Origin of the sequence: Deinococcus sp. QL22, assembly GCF_023370075.1 — a bacterium.
Taxonomy (GTDB): domain Bacteria; phylum Deinococcota; class Deinococci; order Deinococcales; family Deinococcaceae; genus Deinococcus.
The window spans coordinates 275,510-299,634 of record NZ_CP097152.1 but is presented as its reverse complement, the minus strand read 5'-3'; the positions used below and the strand labels follow the sequence as shown (position 1 = coordinate 299,634).

Sequence of the window (24,125 nt, the reverse complement as noted above, 5' to 3'; positions counted from 1 at the left end):
CTCGATGCTGCTCTCTTCCCCTGCAAGCGGGACAGCACGGCTTTAGGCGCTGAGTTCGCTCAGATTGAAGCGAAAACTCAGACACATCCAATCTGGTTTCCGAATTCAGACGTAGACCGGGTTGCGCGTCGTGCCTAGTTCCACCACTTCTAGGGCGTCACCGACCCGCAAGAATCCGGTGCGTTCGCTGTAGAACGCGTGCTGCACCAAATGTTGCCCAAAAATGATGGCTTGCCCTTCTCGGCGCAACCGGGCCATAGAGCGCAGCGGCTCGGCAGACCGAGTGCCCGCCGCCGTCACATTGAGCACGCTGCACCGGGCGCAACTTTCCACCACTTCAAAGGTCAGCGCACCAATTCGGATCAGTCGCCAATAGTCTTCTTGGTAGGCGCTGCCCCCACTGACGACCAGATTGGGCCGAAAATTATGGGTGTCTACCGGACGCCCTAAACTCAGATTCAGATCGGCCACCGACACCTCCGATACCAGATGAAACGGGTTCCCATCGGCAAAGCCCAGTTGCGAGCGGTAAGGGCGGCCCTCCGGTTGCCAGCGCTGTTCTTGTTCGGGCATAAAGATCAGGTTGCAGGGTTGGCTTAGGTAAGCCGTGAACCACGCCGAAGCCTCTGCCGAAACCGATATGCCGCCCAACTGTTGGCCCCACATATCGGCAGTGGTGCGCTGTCCCAACGGCTGCCAGGGCACGGCGAGCGGTGGCATCCTCGGCGCGGTTACTGCCAGCCCGTTCTCATTCAAGGCCACCTCAATCAGGCGCATGGCCGGACATTCGCGCTGGGTCAGGGGCCGCTGCGCCGCATCAACGACCATCCAGCGGCGGTCGTGGTGCAGGCCACGCGGCCCGATCTGGGCGCTGTTCAGCGAAACGCGCCCCGCCGATTTGATCGGGTATATGTACAGGGCGCTGAGGGTCAGGGGTGTAGTCAGGCTGGGCATGTGTCGTCCTTATGAAGGGTGAAAGGTGGTGGAGGCGTTGACGATTCCCTCAAGTCGAAAACAACGATTCGTCGGGGCAGGTGTCTTCTAGCCGCTGAAACAGCACCGGAGTGACCGTGCCACCCGCCAATTCCAGCGCCAGCAGCAGCGCTCCGAACACGGGTTCATGGTGGCTGGCCTGCCAATAGACCTGCTCATGCTGTTCGCGCACGCGGGCCAGCAGCGATTCCCGCAACAGGGGCGAAGTGTGGCGCATCACGCCGCCAGATGTGGTCAGCAAGTATTTTCCAGTCAGGCCCACTTTGTGGGCAGCGGCCAAAGCGTAATCGCCCAGCGCCGCGCCATGCTGCTGCACAAGGCGCAGGCTGGCCGGGTCACCCGCTTCGGCCTCATCCAGCAGCACACGGGCCAAGCGGCCCAATTGGGCGCACGGGGGCTGCACTCTGGCTGTAAAAGAATGCAGCAAAGCGTTCACGTTGGCGCAGCCAAAATGTTCTAAGACCCGCCCGGTCAGACTGGTGGGCGGATCGATGCCGAGGTCAGCCCGGTACACGGCACGCAGGGCAAGTTGGGCCAATTGCTCGGCTCCTTCCGGCTCCTGCCAGTAACTACTGTGCCAAGTGTGGCCGTCAGCAGCACGGGCGGCGGTGCCTGCACTGGTACCGCAGACCACCGCCACGCCTACGCCCTCCAGCGACCCGGCCCGCAGCGCTCCCACCGCGTCGTTCACCACTTCGCCTCGCTCCGCCCAGTTCCAGCGGTGCAGTTCGTCGTGCAGCACGTTAAAGTCTTCGGGCCAGTCGGCTCCGGCCGCGCTGAGAGTGACCGCCAGAAAGGGCTGACGCTCTAGGCGGCCCTCCCCCATATCCTCCACCCCCGCACTCTGGCTGGCCTGCATTACAGCGGCTTCTAGGGCAGCCAGCGCACCAGAATGCGACACGTAAATATTGCTGCTGCCCGCCCGCCCCCAGCCCCGCACCCGGCCCGACGTATCGGCGATCAGGGCGATGGTTTTGGTGTTGCCCGCGTCGATGCCCAGTACCAAATCAGGTGCGCTCATGCTGCAGCCTTCATGCCCTCGCTCCCCTGGTGAAACCCTCACAGCCACGCCGCCTCATCTGCGATGACGGTCAGGGCGGTGCGGCGCAACAGCGACGCGGGCAGATCGGGTGTCTGCTGGCCTTCCAGCGTGCGGCGCAGAATCCCACGTTTGTGTGCGCCCGACACCAGCAGCACCGTTTGGCGGGCCGAGAGAATCAGAGTCATGCCCGCTGTCATGGCCCCGGTGGGTACCGCGAGGCCGTTCCAGTACACGCGGTTGCTCTCTAGACTGTCCGGCGTCAGCGTAACAGCGCGGGTGGGCGCGTCGGGCGGGCTGGGCGGTTCGTTGAAACCCAAATGTCCGTTGGGGCCAAGACCCAAGAGGGCCAGATCGAGGCCGCCCAGTGCTGCTACATCCCGGTCAAATTCTCCTGGCACATGCAGCCGAATGGTGCGCGTAATGCCCAGCGGCGCGACGAAAGAACGCTGCATCCAGCCCCATAAGCTGCGCGGATCGTCTTCGGTCAGACCCAAATATTCGTCGAGTTGAACGGCAGTGACGCGGCTAAAATCTGTTTCTCTACGCTCCACCCGCCGCGCCAACTCCGCATAGGTGGGCATGGGCGTATTGCCTGTAGGCACCAAAATACTCAGGTCGGGTTTGGCCTGCACTGCCGCGCAAATCAGGTCGGCGGCAGCGTGAGCGAGGGCCTGCGCGTCTGCCTGTATCTTCAGCGTCACGCCTGCTTGGAGGTTCCCCACAGATTCCACTACCACAACCGCTCCGGCAGGTGGGCGCGGTGGGCCTGCGCCAATTCGTCGTAGAGAGCCTGCGCTAGCGGTAACGTGCGAACCAAAGGATTGCTGGTCAGGGCTTGAATGGCTTGCTGCCGGGTGCCGTCCCACGCGGCATCGGCGGCCAATTGTTGGTATTCGCCCAGCGCTCCCAGGAGCCCACGCACAGGCGGCGGCACGCGGTAGCCCGCAATGGGCTGCACGCCCTGAAGGTTCACCATGCAAGGCACTTCCACCACGCGCTCATCGGGGAAATCGTGAATGGCTCCGCCGTTGACCACATTGGTGGGCCACACCTCGTTCTTGTCGTTGAACACAGCGTCCATCACGTCCACGGCCACTTCCAGTTCAAAAATTCCGCCGCGGGACAGCGTAGGCTCCAGCGTGGGGCGCGTGGCCGAAGCTTGCTCGTGATAATGCTGCCAGTAGCTGGGCACGTCGGCCAAAATATCTTGTGCGCGGGTGGTCGGCTTGGCCTGCAACGCCCGGCGCATCTCGTCTTCGAAGTAGTAGTACTTCATGTAGGAGGCGGGCAGGCTATTCATAGTCACGGCTAACTCCACCCAGCGGCGCGTCCAGTCGTCGGCAATGCCTTCTTCCAGCTTTTGGGCCAGCAGCGGAAGCATCGGTTGACCGTCATATTCTGCCCCACCGTCTGGGGTGTGGGCGCTCCAGCAAGCATGGTTTAAGCCCAGCATCACCGCCCGCACTTTGGCTGGGTCGAAACCCACCAGTTCGGCAATTTCGCCGGGAAAGACTATGGGGCCTTCGCACAATGACACCACCCGGATAGGCGAATGGTCGGACACCGCCTGAGCCACGATATTCACCGGATTGGTGTAATTGAACAGCGTGGCGTCGGGGCACACCTGCTCCATGTCCTGCACCAACTCACGCGCCACCGCGATCGCCCGCAGCGCCATAAAAAACCCGCCCGCGCCCTGCGTCTCTTGCCCGATCAATCCATGCTTCAGCGGAATGCGTTCGTCTTGGTAGCGGGCTTCAAAGCCGCCCGGACGGTAGCTGGACAGCACCCCAGCACAGTCGCTTAGGGCGGCCTTGCGGTCAGTGGTAGCCGTAATTTTTATCTCTGCACCCTCGGCCTCGGCCATCTTTACCGACAGGCGGCGCACGAGTTCCAACCGTTCTGGATTCAGGTCATGGAGAGCAATTTCACAGCCCGCAAAGTTCTGGGCCTGCCGAATAAACGAAGCGACGGTGCCGGGAGCGCGGGTGCTGCCGCCGCCGATGTAGGCAATTTTGACGCTGGCCATAGGTAGTTCCTTTGGAGTAGGGGAGGAGCGTTCTAAGGGGGCGTGGCCGAAGGGTCTAAGAGAAAGGCAACCGTTACGCTCAATGCTTGACCCCTCTTGATCGGGTTGTTCGCCTACAACGCGTACCCCACCACCGTGCCTGCCTGCCTCTCCTTGATCGCCGGATCATGCAGCAAGCACCTCACCCCATGCCCTTCGCTCACGTCGTACAACTTGGGCAGGCCGTTTTTGCATTCCGGCATGGCAGACGGACAACGCGGCTCGAAGGGACAACCGGGCGGCAAGGTACTCAGGTCGGGCACTTCGCCCCGCGCTTCAATGTGGTCGGGAGTCAAGCCCGCGTCGGGTTTGGGTGCGGCACTTTTCAGCAGTTGGGTGTAGGGGTGCTGCGGCTGATCTATGACCTGCACGGCGGGGCCGATTTCCACTAGGGTTCCGGCGTACAACACGGCCACGCGGTCACTCATGTAGCGTGCCCCGGCCAAATCGTGCGTAATAAACAGCATGCTCAGGCCTTCTTGATCCTTCAAATCCAGCATCAGGTTCATGACGTCCAGCCGAATAGATACGTCGAGGGCGCTGGTCGGTTCGTCGGCCAAAATTAGTTCAGGCTGCGCGGCGAGGGCGCGGGCAATGCCTACCCGTTGCCGCTGTCCGCCCGACAACTCAAAGGGGCGTTTGGCCGCGTAGGTCAGTGCTGGAGTCAGGCCCACCCGTTCGAGCAATGCGGTAACTTGCAGATCGGTGTTGCCGCGTGCCAGTCGGTGAATCTTGAGGGGCCGCGCCAGGGTGTAGCGCACCGGATGAAGCGGATTTAGGCTGGCATACGGGTCTTGAAAAATCATTTGGACGCGCCGCCGAAGCTGCCGTAGCCCTTGCCCACCCAACTTGTGCGGCACCACTTCCCCGTTCAGCCGGATTTCGCCGGACGTGGGCTGATGAAGTCGGGCAATCAGGCGGGCGATGGTACTTTTGCCGCTGCCGGATTCGCCCACCAAGCCCAATACTTCGCCGCGCCGGATGCTGAAGCTCACGTCATTGACAGCCACCACGCCACCCGATTTGCCGCGCCCCCCAAAGACTTTGCGGAGATTGACGATGTCCAGCGTGTTTGGCCCACTTGCTGATCCGCTTGCCGGCGCGCAAGCTGGAGAGTTAATGGAGAGCGGGGTTTGGGACTGGCTCAAGACGCACCTCCTGTGGAATGACCGAACTCGGAGCGTGACTCAGAGCAAGTTCTTTGGTGGCGGGCGACACTGCCGAATCGTATAGGAAGCAGGCCACCGTATGCGCCTCAGCCACGCGGAACGTTTCCAGCGGTTTCACGTCACAAATCCCCGGCATCCTCACGGCACAGCGTTCAAAAAACGGGCAACCGGGCAATGTTTCGCTCAGCGAGGGCGGGCGGCCCGGTATGCCGCTACGCCGCTCGCGTGGGCCAGTCATGGGCGGAAATGCCTTCATGAGTTGCTGGGTGTAGGGGTGGGCAGGATGGGCGTACAGGTCGTGGGCCGGGGCCTGCTCCACCAGTTCTCCGGCGTACATGATCGCCACGCGGTCGCTCATTTCCACCAGCAGCGAGAGGTCATGCGTAATAAACACGATGCTGATACTTAGGCGGCGGCGCACCTCCGCGATTTCTTGCAAGATTTGGCGCTGCACCACCACGTCGAGGGCGGTGGTCGGCTCGTCCATCACAATTAATTTGGGTTCCAGCGCCAGCGCAATCGCAATGACCACCCGCTGTTTCATGCCGCCCGACAGTTGGTGTGGGTAGCTGTCCAGATACCTTGTTTGGATGCCCACCATCGAGAACAGTTCGCGGGCGCGGGCGTCCAGTTTAGCCGGATCGGTGATGCCGTGCGCCTGCATCGCGTCGTACACCTGTTCGCGGATTTTCAACACCGGGTTCAGCACGTTCATAGACGCCTGAAACACCACGCTGAATTCCTTCCAGCGGACCTGCCGCAGGGCTTCGGGGGCCAGCACCAACAGGTCTTGTCCGGCCAGCGTGACCGAGCCGCCCAGCACCTCGCCGGGAGGATTCAGCAGGCGCGTGGCGGCAAAGGCCAGCGTGCTTTTGCCGCAGCCCGATTCGCCTGCCAGCCCCACGAATTCACCGGGGGCCACGTCCAAACTGACCTTTCGCACAGCCCGCACCGTGCCTTGCGGCGTCACGTAGCCCACGTCCAGATCACGCACGGCCAGCAGCGCATTTGGGTTGGGCGCGGGTGCAGGAGCCCGTGTGCGGCGCGAAGATTTGACGCTGCCCCAGCCGAGGCGCGGGTTGCCAAGTTGATCAATGGCAAAGTTAAGTAAGGCGAATGACGTGCCCAGCAGCGCAATACCCAGCCCTGGCATTGCCACCCACCACCACGCACCCTGAAGGAGTGCGCCTTTGGCCTGCGCCCAGTACAACATGGTGCCCCAAGTCACCAGTGACACGTCGCCCACACCGATAAACGACAGGCCCGCTTCGCTGAGAACCGCATATAGGGCCGCGCCGAAAAAATTGGCGGCGATCAGGCTGGTCATGTTGGGCAAAATCTCCATAAAAATAATGCGGCCCGGCCCCTCGCCCGACGCCACCGCCGCCTGCACAAAATCGCGCTCGCGCAGGGCCATCGCCTGTGCCCGCAGCACCCGTGCGCCCCACGCCCACCCGGTCAGGCTGATGACCAGAATGACCGGCCACACGCCGCCGCCGCGCAAAAAGGCCGCCGCGATAATCACGAGTGGCAGCCCCGGCAGCACCAGAAACACGTTGATCAGGGCGTTGATGGCTTCATCGACCCAGCCACCCACATACGCAGCGGTGAGGCCCAGCGCAACGCTGAGAATAGTGGCAATCAGTCCGGCCACCGCGCCCACCAACAGGGTCAGGCGTGCGCCGTACAGCAACTGAGAAAAAATATCTTGCCCGATGGCAGTGGTGCCCAGAGGATGCTGGGCCGAAAGGGGCATGTATGCGCTGAATTCCAGCGAATTTGGGCTGTACGGCGTGAGGATCGGGGCCAAAAGCCCCATCAGCAGCAGCACCAGCAAAATGCCTGCGCCCACTACGGTTCGGGGCTGCCTCATCAGGGTTCGCAGCCCGTTCATGCCCGGCCTTCACGGATGCGCGGATCAAGGATGACATTCAGGAGATCTACAGCAAAATTGGCGGCCAATACGGTCAGGGCAATGATGAAAAACAGCGCCTGCATCAGCGGGTAATCCAGCCCCACCACCGCCTGATACAAGTAAAAGCCCAGCCCCGGATAACTGAACACGATTTCGGTCAGGATGCTGCCCCCCACCACAAAGCCCAGCGCCATGCCAAACGAAGTAAAGCTGGGCAGCAGGGCATTTCTCAGCACGTAGCGCGTCAAGATTTGGCGCTCTGGCAGGCCTTTGGCGCGGGCAAACGCCAGATAATCCTCGCTGGTTACGCTGACCACGTTGTTTCTCATGGTCAGCAGCCAACCGCCCACCGAGGTAACGAGGATGGTAAACACGGGCAACATGGCGTGGCGCAGCAGCGACGACCACCAGCCGGAACTGAACGCAGGCCCCGGAAACGGGTCGAGTGCGCCGCCCAGCGGAAACCAGCGCAGTTGGAAGGCGAAGACGTAGAGCATCAGCAGCGCGAACCAAAAGTAGGGCATGGAATTCAGGAACAGTGCGATAGGCGGCAGCGCGTCGGCCACTGGATGGCCGCGCCGCCAGCCGCTATACAGCCCCAACGCACTTCCCAGCAGGAACGACAAAACGGTAGTCACACCGACCAAGCCCAACGTGTACGGCAACGCCTGCCAGATCACGTCGGCGACAGGCGTAGGAAACAGGCTGATAGACCGCCCGAAATCGCCGCGCAGCAATTGGCCCACATAGGCGAAGTACTGCGCCACCGGACTGCCGAGGTCGTTCAGGCCATACGCGATTTTTAGGGCGTCTACGGCGCTCGGATCAAGGCGGCCCTGATATTTGGCGAGCATCACGCTGACCGGATCGCCGGGTACGAGGCGCGGCAAAATGAAATTGAGGGTGGCGGCCATCCACAGCGTAAACACCAGAATGACCAGTTTTCTGAGCAGGTACGGCACGTTCACCACCTTTTAAAGTCGGAGCCAGGGAAGGGGGTGAAGGGCAACAGCTTTGCTCACTCACCCCCAGTCATTTTTGGCGACTCCTCCCCGATGTGTTTTGTCCGTTCAGGGCGAGAAGCAAAAACTTAGTGTTGTGCTTTTCTCCCCTACTTCGGCTTCACATTCAGGTACATCAAACGTGCGCCGGGCTGGTCGTCGGGTGAAGCGTCGTTGTAGGGGTTGGCGGCGCTGGGAAAACCCGTGAAGCGACTGGTGTTGTACAAGGAAAACTGCGTGCGGTCGGTCAGCGGCACCCACGGCATATCCTTCAGCACCGTGCTGACGATAGTGGTCATGGCCTTTTTCTGGGCGGCCTTGTCACTGGTCATGCTGAAGTCTTTGAGGGCTTTGGTGATGGCCGGATTGGTATAACGAGACAGGTTGCTGGGGGCGGTTTTGCCCACTGGGGCGCTAAATTCTGGGTTGAAGGCAGCGTTGAAGGTGTAGTATGGGCTAGAGCCGTTGCCCCAGCCCCAGCTGATGCCCATATCGTAGCTGCCGCTTTGTAGGCCACCCGAATAACTGCCCCACGCCTGCTGGTCGATGCTGGTATTGATGCCCACTTTTTTCAGGTTGTCGCCCACCACCTGCGCCATCGTAATAAAGTCTGTCCAGCCCGCGCCCACCAGGATTTTGTAGGTAGGCAGCACCTTGCCGTCTTTGCCGAGACGCACGCCCTGAGCGTTCTTCCTGTATCCGGCGGCGGTCAGCGCGGCGTCGGCGGCAGCGGCATTGAAGGCGGGCATCCCCGTTTTGGCGCTGGCGGGCAGCCATTCGGTCTGCTGGGTGGGGAATACGGCGCTGGGACTGGCCGCAGGCACCGCGCCCGCGTAGGCTTTCAGGGCCACATCTTTGGTATTGATGGCCTGCGCAACGGCCTTGCGAAAGCCTGCGTCGTTAAACGGAGCCTTAACCGTGTTGAAATACAAGAAATTGATGTTGTTGGTGGGCCACCAATAGGTATTGTTGGGTCCCTTGGACGCGTAATTTTTAGGGTCGGAAATGCCGATGTACCCGTAATCCACATCACCGCTGAGCAGCTTGAGCAGGCCCGCGTCGTTGCTGCTGGTCGACACCCACACCACCGCGTCCACATACGGCTGATTGGGCATCCAGTAGTTGGTGTTTTTCAGCACCCGAATGGCTTGCTGGCTGGCACTCTCGAACACGAATGGCCCGGTCGCTACAGGCTTGGTATTGGTGAATGTGGCTGGGTCTTTCACGTCTTTCCAGAGGTGTTGCGGCACCATCGGTGTGTTGGCGAGGTACTGGAACACAGGCGTATTGGGGGCGCTGAAACTGAAGATGAGGGTGGTGGGGTTACTCGCCTTCACCGCCGTCAAGCCGCTTTTCCAGATGCCGGAAGTATCGAGCGCCGGATACTGCTTGAGGTAGTTGAAGGTGAACGCGGCGTCGTTGGCGCTAAACGCCCGCCCATCCGTCCATTTGACGCCGCTGCGGGTGGTCACGGTCAGGGTCTTGCTGTCTTTGCTCCACGCGTATTTGGTGCCCAGCACGGGCGTCACCTTGCCGTTCAGCGAGTTGACATAGAACAGCGTTTCATAAATGGCCGAGTTGGTGGGCAAAAGGTGCTGATCGCCGGGCGTAAACGGGTTGAGGTTGGCCGCGCCCCACTGCGTCGCACGCACCACCGTAAAGGTAGATTTAGGATTTTGGGCGAGCGCCGCGCCAATCAGCAGCGCACTGAGGGACAGGGTGAAGGTGGCGGCCAACTTGTTACGGCGGGTGCTGTTCATGAGTCTTCCTCCAGAAATGAGAGTGCGGGCGAGTGGGACGGCGGGCAGAGGAGGGGCGGTTCGGTCAATCCGGCGGGCCAGTAGATTCTCGCCGTACCAGTGTGGGCGCGAAAATTTGCGGTGGGCGGAGAATGCCCGACAGCAGGCTCAGCACCAGTTCGGCGGCGGCTTGGCCCATCAGATCGGCCGGTTGGCGGATGCTGGTCAGGCGTGGATAGAGCAAGGAAGCGATCACGGCGTCGTCGAAGCCCACCACCGCCATGTCTGCGGGCACGCGCAGGCCGCGCAGGTGCAGGGTACGCAGCACGCCCGCCGCCATCAGGTCGCCCGCTGCAAAAATGCCGTCAAGTGGGTCGCCCTGATCTAGCAAACTGCCCGCTGCCACTAACCCAGACGCTTCCGAGTAATCGCCCACAAAGCGGCGGTAGCTGAGGCTCACCTGTGCGAGTTCTGCCGCAAAACCGCGCTCCCGGTCGGCACTTTCGCGGCCCTCTGCGCCGACATAGGCCAAGTCCCGCCGCCCGCAGCGCAGCAGTTCCCGCGCCGCCACCCTGCCACCTTCCTCGTTGTCCAGTTCGACGCGGTGCGGCAAATTCGGCAATTCCGGCGCCACCTGCACCCAGTTCATGCCGCGCACGGTGGGCAAACTGAAGCCTGCCTGCGAATTAATGACGATGCCGCCGTCTACAGCGTGCCGCAGCAGGTTGTGTGCTGCCCGCGTTTCGGTGGCCGCGTCGTCGTGGCTGGAAGCAAGCAGGGCGCTCATGCCGTGTGCGCTCAGTACGTCTTCTACGGCGCGGATCATTTCACCGTACAGCGGAAAAGACAGGTTGGGCACCAGCAACCCGATCAGGGAACTGCGGCCCTGTACCAAATTGCGTCCCAGTGGGCTGGGAGAATAGTTCAGTGAGGCAGCCAACTCCATCACCCGTTGGCGCGTTTCAGGGTTCACCGACTCGGCGTTGTTGAAGACCCGCGATACGGTGGCTGTAGACACGCCCGCTTGCCGCGCCACCTCACGGATACCCGCGCCCCGTGGAGCGGTGGTTGGAACGGCGGTTATCCCTCCTTCGCTCACGGCTTCTCCTGTGTTACTGGAATCAATGCTCAACCAGAAATCCACACCACAGCACCTTGCAGATTCATGCGGGGCCAGCCTTCTCTTACCAAGTCGCTAGGAAATCGTTCCTGCTTGCTCCATTCCTCAAACATGCAGAAGAATCGGCACGGTTGCCGACATGGGCGGACGCGACGGCCTCCATACAGGATGACCAACATCGCTGAAAACGTTACATTGAGGACACCTTAAATTAGTTCTTGGGGCCGGAAATGTCAAGGGATCAGCATGCAGCTGCCGTGCCCCCACCCGAGCGGCAAGAAGCAGTGTCATCGCCTGAAATTGCAACTGCTGATCTGCACTGTGCTTCAGCGCACGCTGACCACAGCTACGAGCGCTGGGCAGCTAAGGACTAAAACTGTTCCCTTAATCAGGTGTGCACCCTCCTCAACACGTTGGGGGCGCCGCGAATCAAAGTTTGCAAAGAAGTCCTGGGCACGCCAGCACAGCGCATCAGGCAAGGCCCACCCCACCTTTGTCCGCCGAACGACGCTAGCAGGCCTGGGCGTTGACGTTTCTCCAGTATCCGAGCCAACCTCTCATCCAACGCCTGAAGGGTTGTCGTGTTCTGAATGACATCTACTGACATCAGCCGCCGCATTCGGAATTGCGCCCCAAATACGCCCCAAAGTGGTGGATCAATCACGGTGTGCGTTGGGCTGAAGATCAGATCAACGCCGCCGTAAGGGCATACCAAATTGCGATGATTTGCGAGAATCATCCGGGAGGAGCGAACAGCAAAAAGGCCGGTATGAGACGGACGCTCATCAGTGCCCCGGCCTCTGCCTCGCCCGTGCTTTTGCTGTTCGCTCCTCCTACTTAGGCTCCAGCGATTCAAGGCTCCATAGGAAAGAGAGCGGCAGAATCGGCGCGGCGCGGCAGATCGCTGCTGTTTTGGGGCCAGTCGAATGAAAGGCGGCCTGTAAATGGGAGGTCGCCGCACAGCACGTCGGCCACGCCCTGCCCTTCCGTACCGGGGAGCCAAGCCGCAACAAAAGCGTCCCAGTGTGGCAATTCTTCAGTAATAAGTAGCGGGCGGCCCGAGAGCAAGACCACCACCAAGCGCTGACACCGTGCCCGCACGCGCCCCAACAGGGCCACTTGATCGGCGCTGAGAGTCAGGCTGGCCCGGTCTCCCATACCCTCGGCGTAAGGTTCCTCGGCCACCACGACTACGCCCACCTCGTATTCAGGCTCGGCGTCCAGTTGCCCGTCGGCACTGTACTGCACCTGTTCGGCCCCCAACGTGTGCCTCAGCCCGGCCAAAATGCTGGTTCCGGGCGTCGTCGGCCCGCGCCCACCCATCCAAGATACCGTCCAGCCGCCGCACTGCACGCCCACATCGTCAGCGTCTAGCCCGGCCACCAGCACCGCAGGCCCGCCCCGGCGCAGCGGCAAAATGTCACCGTCGTTTTTGAGCATCACCAGAGATTTCGCTACTGCTTCGCGGGCCAGTGCCCGGTGCGCGTCGCAACCCACCAACTCCAGCAGGGCCGGATCAGTGCGCGGGTGCTCAAATAGGCCAAGCGCCACTTTCGCCGTCAGAATCCGGCGTACAGCATCGTCTAGGCGAGTATGGGGAATTTGCCCGCCCAACACAGCGCGGCGCACACTGTCTATAAATCGGTTCAGATCAAAGGGAACCATGACCATATCGATGCCCGCATTGAGGGCGGCCACCACACAGCGGTCGTACTCGCCGGGAAAAATCTGGTCGATGCCTTCCCAATCGCTCACCACAAAGCCTTCGAAGCCTAGTTCGTCCTTCAGAACGTCAGTTAGAAGGTACTGATGCGCGTGCATTTTCAGGCCTTGCCAACTGCTGTAAGAGGCCATGACGTTCAGTGCTCCTGCCTCCAAAGCTGCCCTATACGGAGGGAGATGCACCGCCCGCAACGTCGCCTCGTCTATCTCAGCGTCGCCTTGATCTATTTGCCACGCACCCAACTTCAACAGTTCCGTAAAACTCTGATCCATATGGGCTATCGCTAGGGTTTGATCGGTGGATTGGTCAGCGTTCTGCACCTCGGCCATTGCCTCCCGGTTGACCCGCTTGGAGCTTCCCCACGTCGCGGCGGCGTCGGCCACAAAATGCTTGACCGAGGGCAGTACGGCGGTTTCACTGTCCCAGCCGTCGCCCCTGAACCCCTCGATCAGGGACACTGCCAGTTCGGACACCAGCGCCGGGTCTTGGCTGTAGCCTTCATAACTGCGTCCCCAACGCACATCCTGCGGAATACTCACGGCGGGCGCAAAGCTCCAGCGCACCCCCGTTGCCGCTACTTCCAACGCAGTGGCCCGACCGATCCGGCGCACCAAATCCGGATCACGGGTGGCCCCGAGGCCGATGTTGTGAGGGAAAATCGTTGCCCCGACGACGTTGTTGTGCCCATGTACAGCGTCTACCCCGTACAGCAGTGGAATGCCGAGGCGGGAGGCCAGCGCCGCTTCCTGAAAAGCCATTACCATTGCCCGCCAGTTGGCCGGAGTGTTGGGGTCGGGGTTGCCGCCGCCGCCGCTCAGCACGGACCCGAGGCCGAGTCGCGTTACTTGCTCTGGTGTCACGCTGTTTTTCTCGGGCTGCGTCAGCTGCCCGATTTTTTCATCCAATGTCATCTCGGCAAGCAGCTGAGCGACAAAGCGTTGTTCGGTGGCGGTCAACGGGGATGTGGGCATAGATCAACAGTACAACCGCTGCAAGCGTACCGCGCCTGCATAGTGGGACATCGGCGCTCATCTGGCCTCCGCCCCATAGGGCGTGACCTGTCTTCTCTCCTCTTCTGGTGGCTTGGCCGCAAAGAAGATTGACCCGAAGTCAACGGACTACCCTAGTCCGTTGATCTTGAAGAAGATTGCCCTTGTGGACGGCATTGAGGTGACATAGAGCGAGAGGGGCTGTCCCTGTCCCACAGACCTGAGCAACGCGAGCGGCGTCTTGGGAGGCTCAGCCGTCGTGAAGGCACGCCATGCTCTCCAGATCCAGACGAATGGCTCCAGATAACAAAGGACGCGACGCAGAGCGGCACTCCAGGTCGGCGGCTGAGCCGCCGCTGAAGGTGGGTGATCGTCGTGCGGCTCTGTCGTGAGAGGGTCATCCGTCGGCTGTGCCGCCTCCCAATACAAGAAACAGAACGCGACGCAGACGAGGTTCCAATGGCGTCGGAGGGCCAGGTCTGAGCGTGCCTGACAGTGTGTCCAGCCCAAATGCTGCTTCACCTCGCGGTAGGCCTGTTCAATTCGAGGACGCCGGGCATACAGCAGGGCGATCTCCAAAAGGGTCGCTGGCGGCGTCTTGGCATGCCACACCATGGTGTCCTGCTCACCCTCGCGGAGATTGAGAATTCAGATATTTCGTGCGATCTTCTGGCAACTCCACCGGATCCGGCGTGACGACAATCCGCCGAAAGGTCTGGTGCGGCCCAAAGGGGCTGCCCTGTCGTTCGGCGACCCATTTGATTTCTTGATGCCCATCGGCAGAGATGCGCACGAGAGGCTGCCAGGCCTCTGGCGCTGCGTGCAGCGCCAGTTGCTCTACGCTCCCCGGTTGATCTCCGGTATGCCACCAGGTATGCGAGGCCGGCAGTGCCAACACAAAGGGAATGTGTTGACGGATGAGGTGGTGCTGGAAGACCTCGTTACGCCCGTAGAAATTGTCTGCGACCACCGCCCGATACGGCCAATCGCATCGAACTGCGTCAATCAGGTCAATCGCAAGTTGGGGCTTGGTTTTGAACGCCGTATCACTGGTTTTACGTTCAAAATGATGGGCTGGCGTATACGACACGAATTTCAAGGGAATATACGCGTTTCACGTGTCATACAGCTCATGAACGGTCACGATGCCCGAATCGACCTTGCCCAAACTCCCCAAATATTGCTGACCCACATGCGCGGTGTGCGTGCCGTATTTCCGGTCGCCTGTCTCGTCAACCACCAGCACCGCGCCTCACTGAGCCCTTCCGGATCCCAAGTGCTCTCTCGCAAGAACCACTGAAGACGCTGTGCGTCCTTGTGTCGGCTGCCCGGTTGGCCCGGTTCGGTATTCGCCAGCCCCGTCGCCGTTTCGTGACCTTCCATTCCCAGAAGAAAGACTTGCAGATACGTTTGAAAGGTGACTTACTGTGTGGAACGCGTAAACGTCGAGTCGAACAGCTGGCAAAACTGCTCCAACGGTTCAGGAATGAGCCGTTGGGTGTCCATTCCCTAAGTTGCATCCGTTCCATGAGTCAACGGAGTACCACTCCTCGCCACCGCTGGAGCTGGCACCGGATCACCGATCTAGCGCCAGGGCCGATCACCGTAGAGGGCCATGAAAGCGTCGTAGTAGCGCTCAAAAGCCCGGGGTTCTGCCTCACGCTGGAGTGTTCTCGGCAACTTGTCGAGCAGGTAATCGTGCTGACGTTGCCAGTTAATCAGCTCCGGATGATGGTGCTTCCACAGATACTCTCCCGTGAACTGCGCCCCTCTTGAATGCGGCTGAGGCACAGGCAACGGGACGGCAGCATAACGGGCCACCACTTCCGCGTGGTCAGCCTGCCGGGTCGCCAGGGCTCTGCGCGCCGTCCTGCCGAATACCGGCACGCGCCTGGGCCACTGCGAACGCTTCGGTGGTCTCCATGTGCATCACCCGGTCTTTGTTGTACAGCTTGACGGCCCTGCCCCACGTGGCGACCCTGACTGCCCACCCGTACTTCACTGGGCAGTTCGCGGTCAGGTGGGTCAAGCAGCTCGCAAATCATGACGGGCGTCCAGCCACGCTCTTTCAGGTCGAACGCAGTGAGAGCGGGGGGCTTCATAGCGGCTCCGCTTTGACCTGCAGCGGCACGGCGTCTGCTCGGCAGTACAGGGCGGTCAGCCGTTCGCGGTCTTTGCTGCGGAGGTAGAACAGGGCGGCCACCACTTGGCCCTGGGCGGGTTGCAGGCCGGCCTCGGCCAACGCTTCGGTGGTGGCCAGCTCCGGGGGATGGGTTTGCTCGTAAGTGGGAATCTTGACTTTCGGCATGGGGGACACGTCCTGTGCCCGCCGGGGCGGGGTGGTGGTGATCTCTTGACTTACTCAACCCAGCCGTACGCGTGAGACACCGCGGCTTGGTAGCGCTCAAACATTCGACGTTCTGCTGCCCTGCGCATGGTCTGAGTCAGCCCGGACAACAAATGTTCCTGCGCCAGGTGCCAGACGTAGAACTCCTGCAGATGCATCTGCCAGAGTTCTTTCTGGTCAGCTGCCTTCCCGTCCAGCTCGACTTGACGCACCCGTACTCGGGAGGGAAAGCGCCTCATACCGTGCCAACGCTCTGGTATTCACGACTTGACGTGTTTGGACTGCTTTGAGCATCACCACTTGGTGGGCACCGGCACGTTCTCTGGCATGGCCAAAGGCTTCGGTGGCTTCTATCTGCACCACCCGTGTTCCGAGATACAGCTTGATCGGCTTGGGCAGCCGATGCCCGCGTTTATTGATCCAGCGCTCGTGATCGTAGGGATCCAGAAGCGCCCTGATCATTCCCGGAGTCCAGCCCCGAGCTTTCAAGTCTTGGAGAGTCAGGTAGGCGTCGGTCATGTAGAGGGCAGTGTGTCAGACAATTTGGAGGGCAGCACCAGGCGGGGAACGTGCAGAGAGGGGATCACACCCCAGTTCGGTCGGCGAAATTTTGTATGCAGTCTTCTTGGCCTCAGATACTGTTGCGCCTGATCGAAGGGCCTTGAGCCAGCCCAAATTTGCAATACGACCTTGAAGGGTCAAAGGCTTTTACAGGCTGTCTGGCTCAAGGGGAGTGACGAACAAAGCTTCCCACAGCTCTGCCCAACACACAAACTTGCCAGAATCCTACCGCCAGCCGAAGGCCTGAACAACGAACAACAGACCCAAGCCAACCACCAGTGTCCACAACACGTTCCGCGTTCTCCACGCCACTGCCGCCGCGATCAGACCAATCACCAGACGGGGGTTAAGAACATCCAAGGTGCCTGTTGCTGCCGAATGCATGAGTTCCGGCGCAACCAGGGCAGCCAGCACGGCAGCAGGCACCAACCCCAATGAAGACGTGACATGTTCTGGAAGCGTTCGGCCCCGCAGGAGCACGAGAAACGACGCACGCAAACCCAGGCTGACCAGACCCACGCCGACAATCAAAAGCCAGATGCTCATGCCGCTTTGGCCTGCGAACGCTGCACCCAGTACCCGATGGCCACGCCGCACACCGCCCCCAGAATCAGATTCAGGCGAAACGGCAGGTCATGGGCGGCCACCGCTACCACAGCAGACACGGCCGCGGCAACCACCTGCGGCTTGCTCTTCAAGACCGGCACGAGCAACGCGATGAAGCTCAGCGGCACTGCGAAATCCAGCGGCCAATGCGCGGGAATGCGCGCGCCCAGCAGGGCGCCGACAGCGGTGCCACTCTGCCAGGTCAGCCACATCAGGACAGCGGCTCCAGCGTAATAGGCGACGGGGTGGGGTTCGGTGAGAGGCCGTCCCATGGTGACCGCGTAAGCTTGATCGGTGATGCCGTAGGCGAGGAGCCAGCGTCTGGGGAGGGGCACACCGACAAATAGGGGGAGCATGGAGGCGGAGTACATGGCGAAGCGCAGGTTGACAATCAACGTGCTCAGGAGAATCAGAATGGTCGGCGCGTGGCTGGTCACCATCTGTGAGGCGATCAATTGGGCCGCCCCGGCATAGCCGATCAGGGAGAAGGCGATGGACTGAGTGGGCGTGAAGCCCGCCTGCACCGCCGCAATCCCCGCCACCATACTGAACGGCACGACACCGGGGATCAGCGGCGCAAAGGCCCGCATCCCCCGCCAGAAGGCGGGCGTGAACGGTGGAGGGTGTGGCAGGGCTTCGGTCATGGCCTCAGAGTGGCGCATGGAAGGGTTCGGCGGCGAGATTCTGACGGCTGGATCTCAGTCATACCCCCGGTCATCCGAACATAGCCATGAGGGAAAGACATTTGCTATTCCCAGGCCACGTCCAAACTCTAGAGAAGGCGTTGCGCCTATCAATCTCCGCCAGCAGTAAACCAGACGCCCCATTCGTGACGGCTTCCAGTCCGTGGAACTCACCTGATGCGAGGTCAAGACAGCGCCAGCAGCGCTTTCAGATGTGCGGCTGTCTCGCTGCGTTCATCCTGAGGAGGCCCCAGGAGCCGGCTGTGCATGTCTTGCCAGACCCCCAACGGCAGCTGCACCAGAATTGCTCCGCCGCCCCCCTTCGGAACGCAGCAAGAAGGTCAAGGTTCGGGCCAAATCGTCAGCCGAGACGGGCAGGTCTTCCGGAAGAGGCTCTTCGAGCAATCTTTTAAAAAGAAAACGTAACTGCTCAGCACACAACGACCTGTTGTGCTAAGTAGTTACGACAATCTTTTGATCGCTTCACCAAAATTTCACTACGAGGTTTTGACATATAACTATCACTACGATAAAGGTCTGAATATTGAACCTATCGACCTTGAAAAAAGCAGTTGTGAAAACTACATCTAATTCGCGTACAGGAATTTTATTTTCGCTCTTGAAATGTAATAGATTGGAGTCCTATGGATAGGGAAAGAGCTCTCGTGCTGATTAGACATCTCTCGAATCCATCCTTTCTTAAGGACGCATCAGATAAAGAAGTTTATAAAATGTCTGTAGAACTAGGGTATATCACAGGACACCCAAAGCCTATAGACGTATTATTTCATACTTTTTTTGAAGAAGATCTAGAAGATGGATTGACTCTAACGCCGGAATTTCTACTTGATTTTATGGTAAAACGGCTAGCACTAAAAATTAGCGGCAAATTACTAATACTTAAGAAGTGTTATACTAACACCGACTAATAGATGTTAAGTAACCACTCGTTACAAAGTTAAGTTTTGTAATGAGTGGTTACTTAACAGCAATTCAAAATGATTTCGTTTAACCACATTGTGTGTAGATATTCGATTCATCAATAGGGTGAATCAAACCTGACCATCTCTTTCTCTCCATTTGACCACTACTCGGATTTTCCAGACAGTTACGATATGCTTGGTCAATCAACTTTAAGGGCGAGAATAATTTATTAAGTAAATATGCCAATTCCAACAATCACAATGGTTGCTAAGATAACTACTGCTTTTCGACTCACGCTGGCTTTCTAGGGGTCAAAAGTCGGAAGTAGTCAGCAGAAGTCGGCTCTCATGGGGTGTTGTCTGCGATGAAAAATCTTTGGAACCAACTTACACCCTCAACAATACTGCAAATGCTCCCGGCTGGAGCCGGGAGCACCGTAAGCTGTTAATTACACAGACTTATCAACGGTAACAGAGGAAATATAAGTCTCTATATAGGGCGTAATCAGTTCATCTACTTCGTTCTCCGAGAAGTGCAGAGGGCCAAAAGCTTGATTCCATTCACTTAGCTTCATTGTAACTGCGTTAGGTATTTTAAAAGCTTGCGACAACGTTCCTGCAAAGATAACAGGATTTGAACGGCTATATTCACCGCTTGCCAGATTTCTCAGGAGCTGCAGCGTCTCAATCCCAGCTAAAGCTTCTCTCCTAACATTTGCAACCAATTCGTTATTATTCATAACCAACTCCTGCGTCACTTCTAAAAACTAAAATTACTCGAAGATTACTCGTACCGTGCAGTAAATTTTGTGACCACTTAGCACACGAAGGTAGGCATAAGGACGTCATTGCGAAAGATACTGACCAGGCCGTGCCAGATATTCATCCCCTGCTTGTGAAGCGTGGAAGTATAGCTACGAATGCGGCAGAAATTCATGCCACCTCTCACTGAGCGAAACCCACCGGAGACTTTGCGTTTCACGCACGCCATCCGAATGTCCCGCTCCGCTTGATTGTTGTCAAACGGCACCTCTTCATAGTCAAGGAAGCGCAGAATTGCTTCGCGATGCCTCTGACACCGCAGTGCCAGGTTGCGTCCCCGGGTCTGCTTCACCCGACCCCGCTGTCCAGGGATGGGTTCCGCTGCTGGGTTGGATGCCAACCCAGCTTGTACCAACGCGTCGAACCGCGCCAGGAACGCTGCTTTTCCCGCCAAGGTCAGGGTACCTGCTTTGTTCTCGTGGTAGACGCGTTGCATGGCGCGGCGTAGTTCCCCTGCCCAAGTTTGTCCATACCCTTCTGCCAAGTGCCGCCATTCCCTCAGAAGATGGGCGTTGCACAGGGCATGTTGTCCAGGAAGCTGGAAATAGATGCTCCAGGCGTCATGCATCAAGGTGCCCCTAAACCGGGGAAGGACGTCCATGTCCTTCAAAGCCGCGTACCCGCGCTGCTGGTGATGCCCGTACAACGTGAGCTGCTTGCAGCTCACCACATGCATCCACGCCAACGTCCCATTCACCTTGCTGCCGGTCTCATCCGCGTGCAGGACAGGTTCGCTGAGGAGCGCAGCTTTGAGTTCAGTCTCAAAAGCAGCCAGACGCCCAGCAGCCACATTCAGGTTGAGAGCAATGGTGCCATCACTGAGCTTTGCTCCACAGACGGCTTCCAGAATGTTTGCTGTACGTTTGAGCGGAACGAAGTGCACCGCGTTGAGGTAAACCGCCAGTCCATGGATGGGGGCCATACTGCACTTGACCAGGAACGTGAGTTGGAAAAGAAGCCTGCTCGCGGTGATGACAGCTCGGACACACCTTGACCTGGGCGCGGTACTCCACGGCATGAAGTCGAATCTCTGGCAGGTCCAGAACCTGCCGCGCCAGTTCATCGCTGACGATCACCGTGTCCCAGGCTTGACCACAACCACAGTGCCCGGTGACAGGAAGCGTGACGATCTCGTCAGGGTGCTCGACTATCTTCAGCGTTTTGCCTGGGTGACCCGGTTGAGCGCCAGAAGACCGGCCGGTCTTCTGGCGCTCACTCTTCGGCGTCCAGGGCTTGTCCTGGCTCGGAGGTTGATGCGAGGTTGTGCTGTTTAGCCCCAGACGCGCTTTGATCTCCTGTAACTCAGCAAGCACTTTGGCCAGCTGAGCTTCCAATTTTTTGCAGTTCGGGCAGGCGTCGTCGGAGATGTCCCTACTCTACCTGCTCCACCCAGTCCAGGCCCCCTGCTGAGCAGTCACAAGAAAACAACAATCAGGAAGGTGCATCTGAGAAACAGATCCGAGACACCTCAATTGAATGTCCAAGACCTACGCATTGGGCTGAGTAGAAGTGATCTTTTCTCGGGTTGCGAACCCCGGCTGTAACTGGTCACCTATCCGGCAAAGCTGAATTGATCGGTGCCGAATCCTCTAGAAACCCTCCGGTGGATGCAGGGAATGACTGGCCAAGGCCCGTTGGATGTCGAGCCTCGAGGCCGAAATTTTTGCAGGACAGAATTCATTGAGCACAGAAGTCAGAATTCGGCGTTTGGGGCAAGGGCACAGAAGATTGGCTCTCACAGATGAATCCATGTCCGCCGCTACCAAGGGGTGCCGTAATGCTTCCAACAGCTAACGGACGAGCGTTGTCAAGTCAGGTGGTGGCTCAGCCCACCCTCATATCCGCCGTACTTCTTGCCCAACCGGTGCGTTCATCCGGCCCAGCAGCAGGATGCCGTAGGCCGGATACAAGGCTCCCGCGGCAAAGGGAATGGCGGACGCGACGATAACGGGATCGCTGCTCATCAGGATGACGTCGGCGGTTTGGACGGCCACATCGGTTCCCGCGCCGATGGCGATGCCCACTTCAGCCTGTGCCAAGGCAGGCGCGTCATTGACGCCATCACCACCTGACGGCCTTGACTCTGCAAGGTCCGAACCTGAGCGGCTTTGTCTTCCGGCAAGACGTTCGCGATCACCGTGTCGATCCCGAGGTGCCGGGCCAAGGGGGCGGCAGTGTGGGCGTTGTCCCTGGTCAACATCACGGTCTGGATATTCAGGGCGTGCAGGGCGCTGACCACCTGAGCTGCGGACGCCCGGATGCGGCCGGAGAGGGCAACCATGCCGAGATCCAGACGTGCCCTGTGGAAGGAGGCGCAGTTGCCCAGCGGCAACGCCTCTGCAACTTCATCCTTCCCCGATCCTGACCCACTTCGAAGCTTTTCCGATCCGGTGGGCCGTCCAATCACGCAGAATGGGGAGGTGACCCAACTTGACCTCGACTGGCACAACCTCGGCTTCCAGTACATCAAGACCGACCTGCGCTACGTCTCGTCCTGGCAAGCTGGCGCCTGGGATGAGGGCGCCCTGACCGAAGACAACCTGGTGCACCTCAGCGAGGGCAGCACGGCCCTGCACTACGGGCAGCAGTGTTTCGAAGGCCTCAAAGCCTACCGGTGTCAGGACGGTTCCATCAACCTGTTCCGACCCGATCAGAATGCCGCCCGGATGCAGCGCAGTTGCGCCCGGCTCTTGATGCCGCCCGTGCCCGCAGAGATGTTTATTGAGGCATGCCGTAGGGTGGTGCTCGCCAATGAACGGTTCGTGCCTCCGTATGGCTCGGGTGGGGCGCTGTACCTGCGGCCCTACCTGATTGGTGTCGGCGACAATATCGGCGTGCGGAGTGCGTCAGAGTTCCGGTTCTCGGTGTTCTGCACTCCTGTGGGGTCGTACTTCAAGGGGGGATTGACGCCCGCCAACTTTATGGTGTCCTCGTATGACCGCGCCGCACCGAACGGCACGGGGGCCGCAAAAGTCGGCGGCAACTACGCGGCCAGCCTGCTGCCGGGGCAAGAGGCCAAAAACCAGCACTTTGCAGACTGCATCTATCTCGATCCTGCCACGCATACGAAAATCGAGGAGGTGGGGGCAGCGAATTTCATTGCCATTACCAAAGATGGACGGCGCTTGGTGACGCCCAGCTCACCGTCCATTCTGGAGAGCATCACCAAATTTTCGCTGCTCGACATCGCCCGCGATCGGCTGGGACTAGAGGTGGAGCAAGGAGACGTGTTGATTGACGAGCTAGGCAGCTACAGCGAAGCGGGCGCGTGTGGAACGGCGGCTGTCATTACCCCGATTGGCGGCATTCAGCATGGAGAGCGGTTCCATGTGTTTTACAGCGAAACGGAAGTCGGGCCGGTCATCCGGGCATTGTATGACGAACTGACGGGGATTCAGTATGGAGACCGGCCTGCTCCGGAAGGTTGGATTGTCAAAGTGAAGTAACACCGCACGTGTGGCAGGGGTATCTCTCTTTCTAGGGTGAACAAGAGTGAGTTCTCGACAATAGGTGCGAAAGCACGCCAGATTGATCCTTGGAGTGGAGGGCAGGGTGCAGAGCTGGGGAGGCCGGCGTTCTCGACGGCCGTTATGAAGAGGCCCAGGATGGCTGGTATAAAAAAAGTCTTGGGTTCTGCAGGCCGCCAAGAGCTGTCCGCCCCGTAGGATCGACCCACTGGGCTCCCCTCCCTCCCCTAATGCTTTTTAAACCGCGTGGCGCCGCCCCTGGATTCGTCTGGGGGTATTTCTCTTGGGCTTTTTCTTGATGTGGCGGCGGCTGGCACGTTGCCCACCTTACCTGTTGACTTGAGAGCGCCCAGGCTGTTCCCCGGCAGGCATGCGCAGGATCGGTTTGATGGTTTTGCCACTGTGCATGTCGTGTGCGGCTTCATTGATCTGTTGCAGCGTATACGGCTGGATCAGGCGGTCAAACGGGAACTGGCCAGCTCGGTTCATCTCGATCATCTGGGGAATGAAGGTCTGAGGGTCGCTGTCCCCTCAATGATGCCCACCATTCGGCGTCCGCTCAGCAGCGCTTGCATGGGCACGCTTACTTCAGTGCCGTACGGAGGAACGCCAAGCAGACCGCACGTATCCATTACTTTCAGTCCCTCGAACGCCTGCCGCAGGATTGCCGGGCGACCCACGCAGTCCGAAGAGAAATCCACCCCGCCCGGAACCGCCGCGTTGATTTCGGCCACCACGTCCATCTCATCGGCCCGGAAGGTGTGCGCCGGCGTCCAGGGCCTGAAGGGCGGGGTGCAAGACGATCTGAAGCACTTCAGCAGGCGCGCGTGGCCGCGAGCGCTTCGGTCACACTTTGCAGACCTTCGCTGAGCGAACTGAAGTGGTCGGGCATGGGGCAGCCTACCGTGATACGCCTCAGCGCCCAGGCAACCTCTGGAATCCCATCAGGAGGCTGGG

General features: G+C 59.6%; 20 protein-coding genes and 3 pseudogenes. 1 reads left to right on the top strand and 22 read right to left on the bottom strand.

All coding sequences use genetic code 11. The annotated features are described in order from the left end of the window. Nucleotides 1–105: 105 nt before the first annotated feature. The 20 genes and pseudogenes from M1R55_RS23605 to M1R55_RS23515 form a co-directional block, all read right to left on the bottom strand. A complete protein-coding gene (locus tag M1R55_RS23605) occupies nucleotides 106–954 on the bottom strand; it encodes an MOSC domain-containing protein (RefSeq protein ID WP_249395346.1) in 849 nt (282 codons plus the stop codon). 49 nt (nucleotides 955–1,003) lie between these two features. Continuing rightward, on the bottom strand, nucleotides 1,004–2,014 hold the full coding sequence (locus M1R55_RS23600) for an N-acetylglucosamine kinase (protein WP_249395345.1): 1,011 nt from the start codon (nucleotides 2,012–2,014) through the stop codon (nucleotides 1,004–1,006). A gap of 38 nt (nucleotides 2,015–2,052) precedes the next feature. Beyond that, entirely contained in the window at nucleotides 2,053–2,736 is a 684-nt protein-coding gene (locus M1R55_RS23595; protein WP_249395344.1) for a 6-phosphogluconolactonase, read from the bottom strand. Nucleotides 2,737–2,765: 29 nt separating this feature from the next. Further along, on the bottom strand, nucleotides 2,766–4,064 hold the full coding sequence (locus M1R55_RS23590) for a glycoside hydrolase (protein WP_249395343.1): 1,299 nt from the start codon (nucleotides 4,062–4,064) through the stop codon (nucleotides 2,766–2,768). 113 nt (nucleotides 4,065–4,177) lie between these two features. Beyond that, complete coding sequence (locus tag M1R55_RS23585) at nucleotides 4,178–5,251, bottom strand: ABC transporter ATP-binding protein (protein ID WP_249395342.1); 1,074 nt, start codon at nucleotides 5,249–5,251, stop codon at nucleotides 4,178–4,180. Beyond that, the gene (locus M1R55_RS23580; protein ID WP_249395341.1) at nucleotides 5,220–7,166 is read right to left on the bottom strand and encodes a dipeptide/oligopeptide/nickel ABC transporter permease/ATP-binding protein; all 1,947 of its coding nucleotides are present in this window, start codon (nucleotides 7,164–7,166) and stop codon (nucleotides 5,220–5,222) included. The genes M1R55_RS23585 and M1R55_RS23580 overlap by 32 nt, the downstream gene beginning before the upstream one ends. Further along, entirely contained in the window at nucleotides 7,163–8,149 is a 987-nt protein-coding gene (locus tag M1R55_RS23575; RefSeq protein WP_249395340.1) for an ABC transporter permease, read from the bottom strand. The genes M1R55_RS23580 and M1R55_RS23575 overlap by 4 nt, the downstream gene beginning before the upstream one ends. 149 nt (nucleotides 8,150–8,298) lie before the next feature. After that, on the bottom strand, nucleotides 8,299–9,948 hold the full coding sequence (locus tag M1R55_RS23570; RefSeq protein WP_249395339.1) for an ABC transporter substrate-binding protein: 1,650 nt from the start codon (nucleotides 9,946–9,948) through the stop codon (nucleotides 8,299–8,301). Between the two features lie 64 nt (nucleotides 9,949–10,012). Further along, entirely contained in the window at nucleotides 10,013–11,026 is a 1,014-nt protein-coding gene (locus tag M1R55_RS23565; protein ID WP_249395338.1) for a LacI family DNA-binding transcriptional regulator, read from the bottom strand. Between the two features lie 873 nt (nucleotides 11,027–11,899). Next, nucleotides 11,900–13,741, bottom strand: a complete 1,842-nt coding sequence (locus tag M1R55_RS23560) for a glycoside hydrolase family 3 protein (protein ID WP_249395337.1) — start codon at nucleotides 13,739–13,741, stop codon at nucleotides 11,900–11,902. Between the two features lie 147 nt (nucleotides 13,742–13,888). Beyond that, nucleotides 13,889–14,374, bottom strand: a complete 486-nt coding sequence (locus tag M1R55_RS32400) for a transposase (protein WP_371827281.1) — start codon at nucleotides 14,372–14,374, stop codon at nucleotides 13,889–13,891. Nucleotides 14,375–14,384: 10 nt separating this feature from the next. Continuing rightward, nucleotides 14,385–14,999 (bottom strand): annotated as a pseudogene (locus M1R55_RS23555) (transposase). Nucleotides 15,000–15,593: 594 nt separating this feature from the next. Next, nucleotides 15,594–15,788: a hypothetical protein gene (locus M1R55_RS23550; protein WP_249395336.1), complete on the bottom strand. Its 195-nt coding sequence runs from the start codon at nucleotides 15,786–15,788 to the stop codon at nucleotides 15,594–15,596. A gap of 69 nt (nucleotides 15,789–15,857) precedes the next feature. Then, on the bottom strand, nucleotides 15,858–16,067 hold the full coding sequence (locus M1R55_RS23545) for a hypothetical protein (RefSeq protein ID WP_249395335.1): 210 nt from the start codon (nucleotides 16,065–16,067) through the stop codon (nucleotides 15,858–15,860). Between the two features lie 216 nt (nucleotides 16,068–16,283). Beyond that, entirely contained in the window at nucleotides 16,284–16,625 is a 342-nt protein-coding gene (locus M1R55_RS23540) for a hypothetical protein (protein ID WP_249395334.1), read from the bottom strand. A gap of 267 nt (nucleotides 16,626–16,892) precedes the next feature. Then, nucleotides 16,893–17,213, bottom strand: a complete 321-nt coding sequence (locus M1R55_RS23535; RefSeq protein WP_249395333.1) for an AzlD domain-containing protein — start codon at nucleotides 17,211–17,213, stop codon at nucleotides 16,893–16,895. Continuing rightward, a complete protein-coding gene (locus M1R55_RS23530; protein ID WP_249395332.1) occupies nucleotides 17,210–17,917 on the bottom strand; it encodes an AzlC family ABC transporter permease in 708 nt (235 codons plus the stop codon). The genes M1R55_RS23535 and M1R55_RS23530 overlap by 4 nt, the downstream gene beginning before the upstream one ends. A gap of 1,411 nt (nucleotides 17,918–19,328) precedes the next feature. Further along, on the bottom strand, nucleotides 19,329–19,619 hold the full coding sequence (locus tag M1R55_RS23525; RefSeq protein ID WP_249394270.1) for a hypothetical protein: 291 nt from the start codon (nucleotides 19,617–19,619) through the stop codon (nucleotides 19,329–19,331). 77 nt (nucleotides 19,620–19,696) lie between these two features. Beyond that, nucleotides 19,697–21,068: pseudogene (locus M1R55_RS23520) on the bottom strand (IS66 family transposase). A 516-nt stretch (nucleotides 21,069–21,584) separates the two neighbouring features. Beyond that, nucleotides 21,585–21,985: pseudogene (locus tag M1R55_RS23515) on the bottom strand (HAD-IC family P-type ATPase); the annotation flags it as partial. Between M1R55_RS23515 and M1R55_RS23510 the strand changes: the two are divergent. Beyond that, on the top strand, nucleotides 21,981–23,147 hold the full coding sequence (locus tag M1R55_RS23510) for a branched-chain amino acid aminotransferase (RefSeq protein WP_371827280.1): 1,167 nt from the start codon (nucleotides 21,981–21,983) through the stop codon (nucleotides 23,145–23,147). The pseudogene M1R55_RS23515 and the gene M1R55_RS23510 sit on opposite strands and share 5 nt — an antisense overlap. Nucleotides 23,148–23,495: 348 nt before the next feature. On the opposite strand, the gene M1R55_RS23505 is transcribed toward M1R55_RS23510, so the two are convergent. Both M1R55_RS23505 and M1R55_RS23500 read right to left on the bottom strand, forming a co-directional pair. Beyond that, nucleotides 23,496–23,657: a hypothetical protein gene (locus tag M1R55_RS23505; protein WP_249395330.1), complete on the bottom strand. Its 162-nt coding sequence runs from the start codon at nucleotides 23,655–23,657 to the stop codon at nucleotides 23,496–23,498. A 5-nt stretch (nucleotides 23,658–23,662) separates the two neighbouring features. Beyond that, nucleotides 23,663–23,986: a zinc-binding dehydrogenase gene (locus tag M1R55_RS23500; RefSeq protein WP_371827309.1), complete on the bottom strand. Its 324-nt coding sequence runs from the start codon at nucleotides 23,984–23,986 to the stop codon at nucleotides 23,663–23,665. Between the last annotated feature and the right edge of the window lie 139 nt (nucleotides 23,987–24,125).

Bases quoted from the DNA above. Each gene is read 5' to 3' on its own strand.
- M1R55_RS23605 (WP_249395346.1), bottom strand. From the start codon at position 954: ATGCCCAGCCTGACTACACCCCTGACCCTCAGCGCCCTGTACATATAC.
- M1R55_RS23600 (WP_249395345.1), bottom strand. From the start codon at position 2,014: ATGAGCGCACCTGATTTGGTACTGGGCATCGACGCGGGCAACACCAAA.
- M1R55_RS23590 (WP_249395343.1), bottom strand. From the start codon at position 4,064: ATGGCCAGCGTCAAAATTGCCTACATCGGCGGCGGCAGCACCCGCGCT.
- M1R55_RS23580 (WP_249395341.1), bottom strand. From the start codon at position 7,166: ATGAACGGGCTGCGAACCCTGATGAGGCAGCCCCGAACCGTAGTGGGC.
- M1R55_RS23570 (WP_249395339.1), bottom strand. From the start codon at position 9,948: ATGAACAGCACCCGCCGTAACAAGTTGGCCGCCACCTTCACCCTGTCC.
- M1R55_RS23560 (WP_249395337.1), bottom strand. From the start codon at position 13,741: ATGCCCACATCCCCGTTGACCGCCACCGAACAACGCTTTGTCGCTCAG.
- M1R55_RS32400 (WP_371827281.1), bottom strand. From the start codon at position 14,374: ATGGTGTGGCATGCCAAGACGCCGCCAGCGACCCTTTTGGAGATCGCC.
- M1R55_RS23545 (WP_249395335.1), bottom strand. From the start codon at position 16,067: ATGCCGAAAGTCAAGATTCCCACTTACGAGCAAACCCATCCCCCGGAG.
- M1R55_RS23540 (WP_249395334.1), bottom strand. From the start codon at position 16,625: ATGACCGACGCCTACCTGACTCTCCAAGACTTGAAAGCTCGGGGCTGG.
- M1R55_RS23535 (WP_249395333.1), bottom strand. From the start codon at position 17,213: ATGAGCATCTGGCTTTTGATTGTCGGCGTGGGTCTGGTCAGCCTGGGT.
- M1R55_RS23530 (WP_249395332.1), bottom strand. From the start codon at position 17,917: ATGACCGAAGCCCTGCCACACCCTCCACCGTTCACGCCCGCCTTCTGG.
- M1R55_RS23525 (WP_249394270.1), bottom strand. From the start codon at position 19,619: ATGAATAATAACGAATTGGTTGCAAATGTTAGGAGAGAAGCTTTAGCT.
- M1R55_RS23510 (WP_371827280.1), top strand. From the start codon at position 21,981: ATGCCGAGATCCAGACGTGCCCTGTGGAAGGAGGCGCAGTTGCCCAGC.
- M1R55_RS23505 (WP_249395330.1), bottom strand. From the start codon at position 23,657: ATGAACCGAGCTGGCCAGTTCCCGTTTGACCGCCTGATCCAGCCGTAT.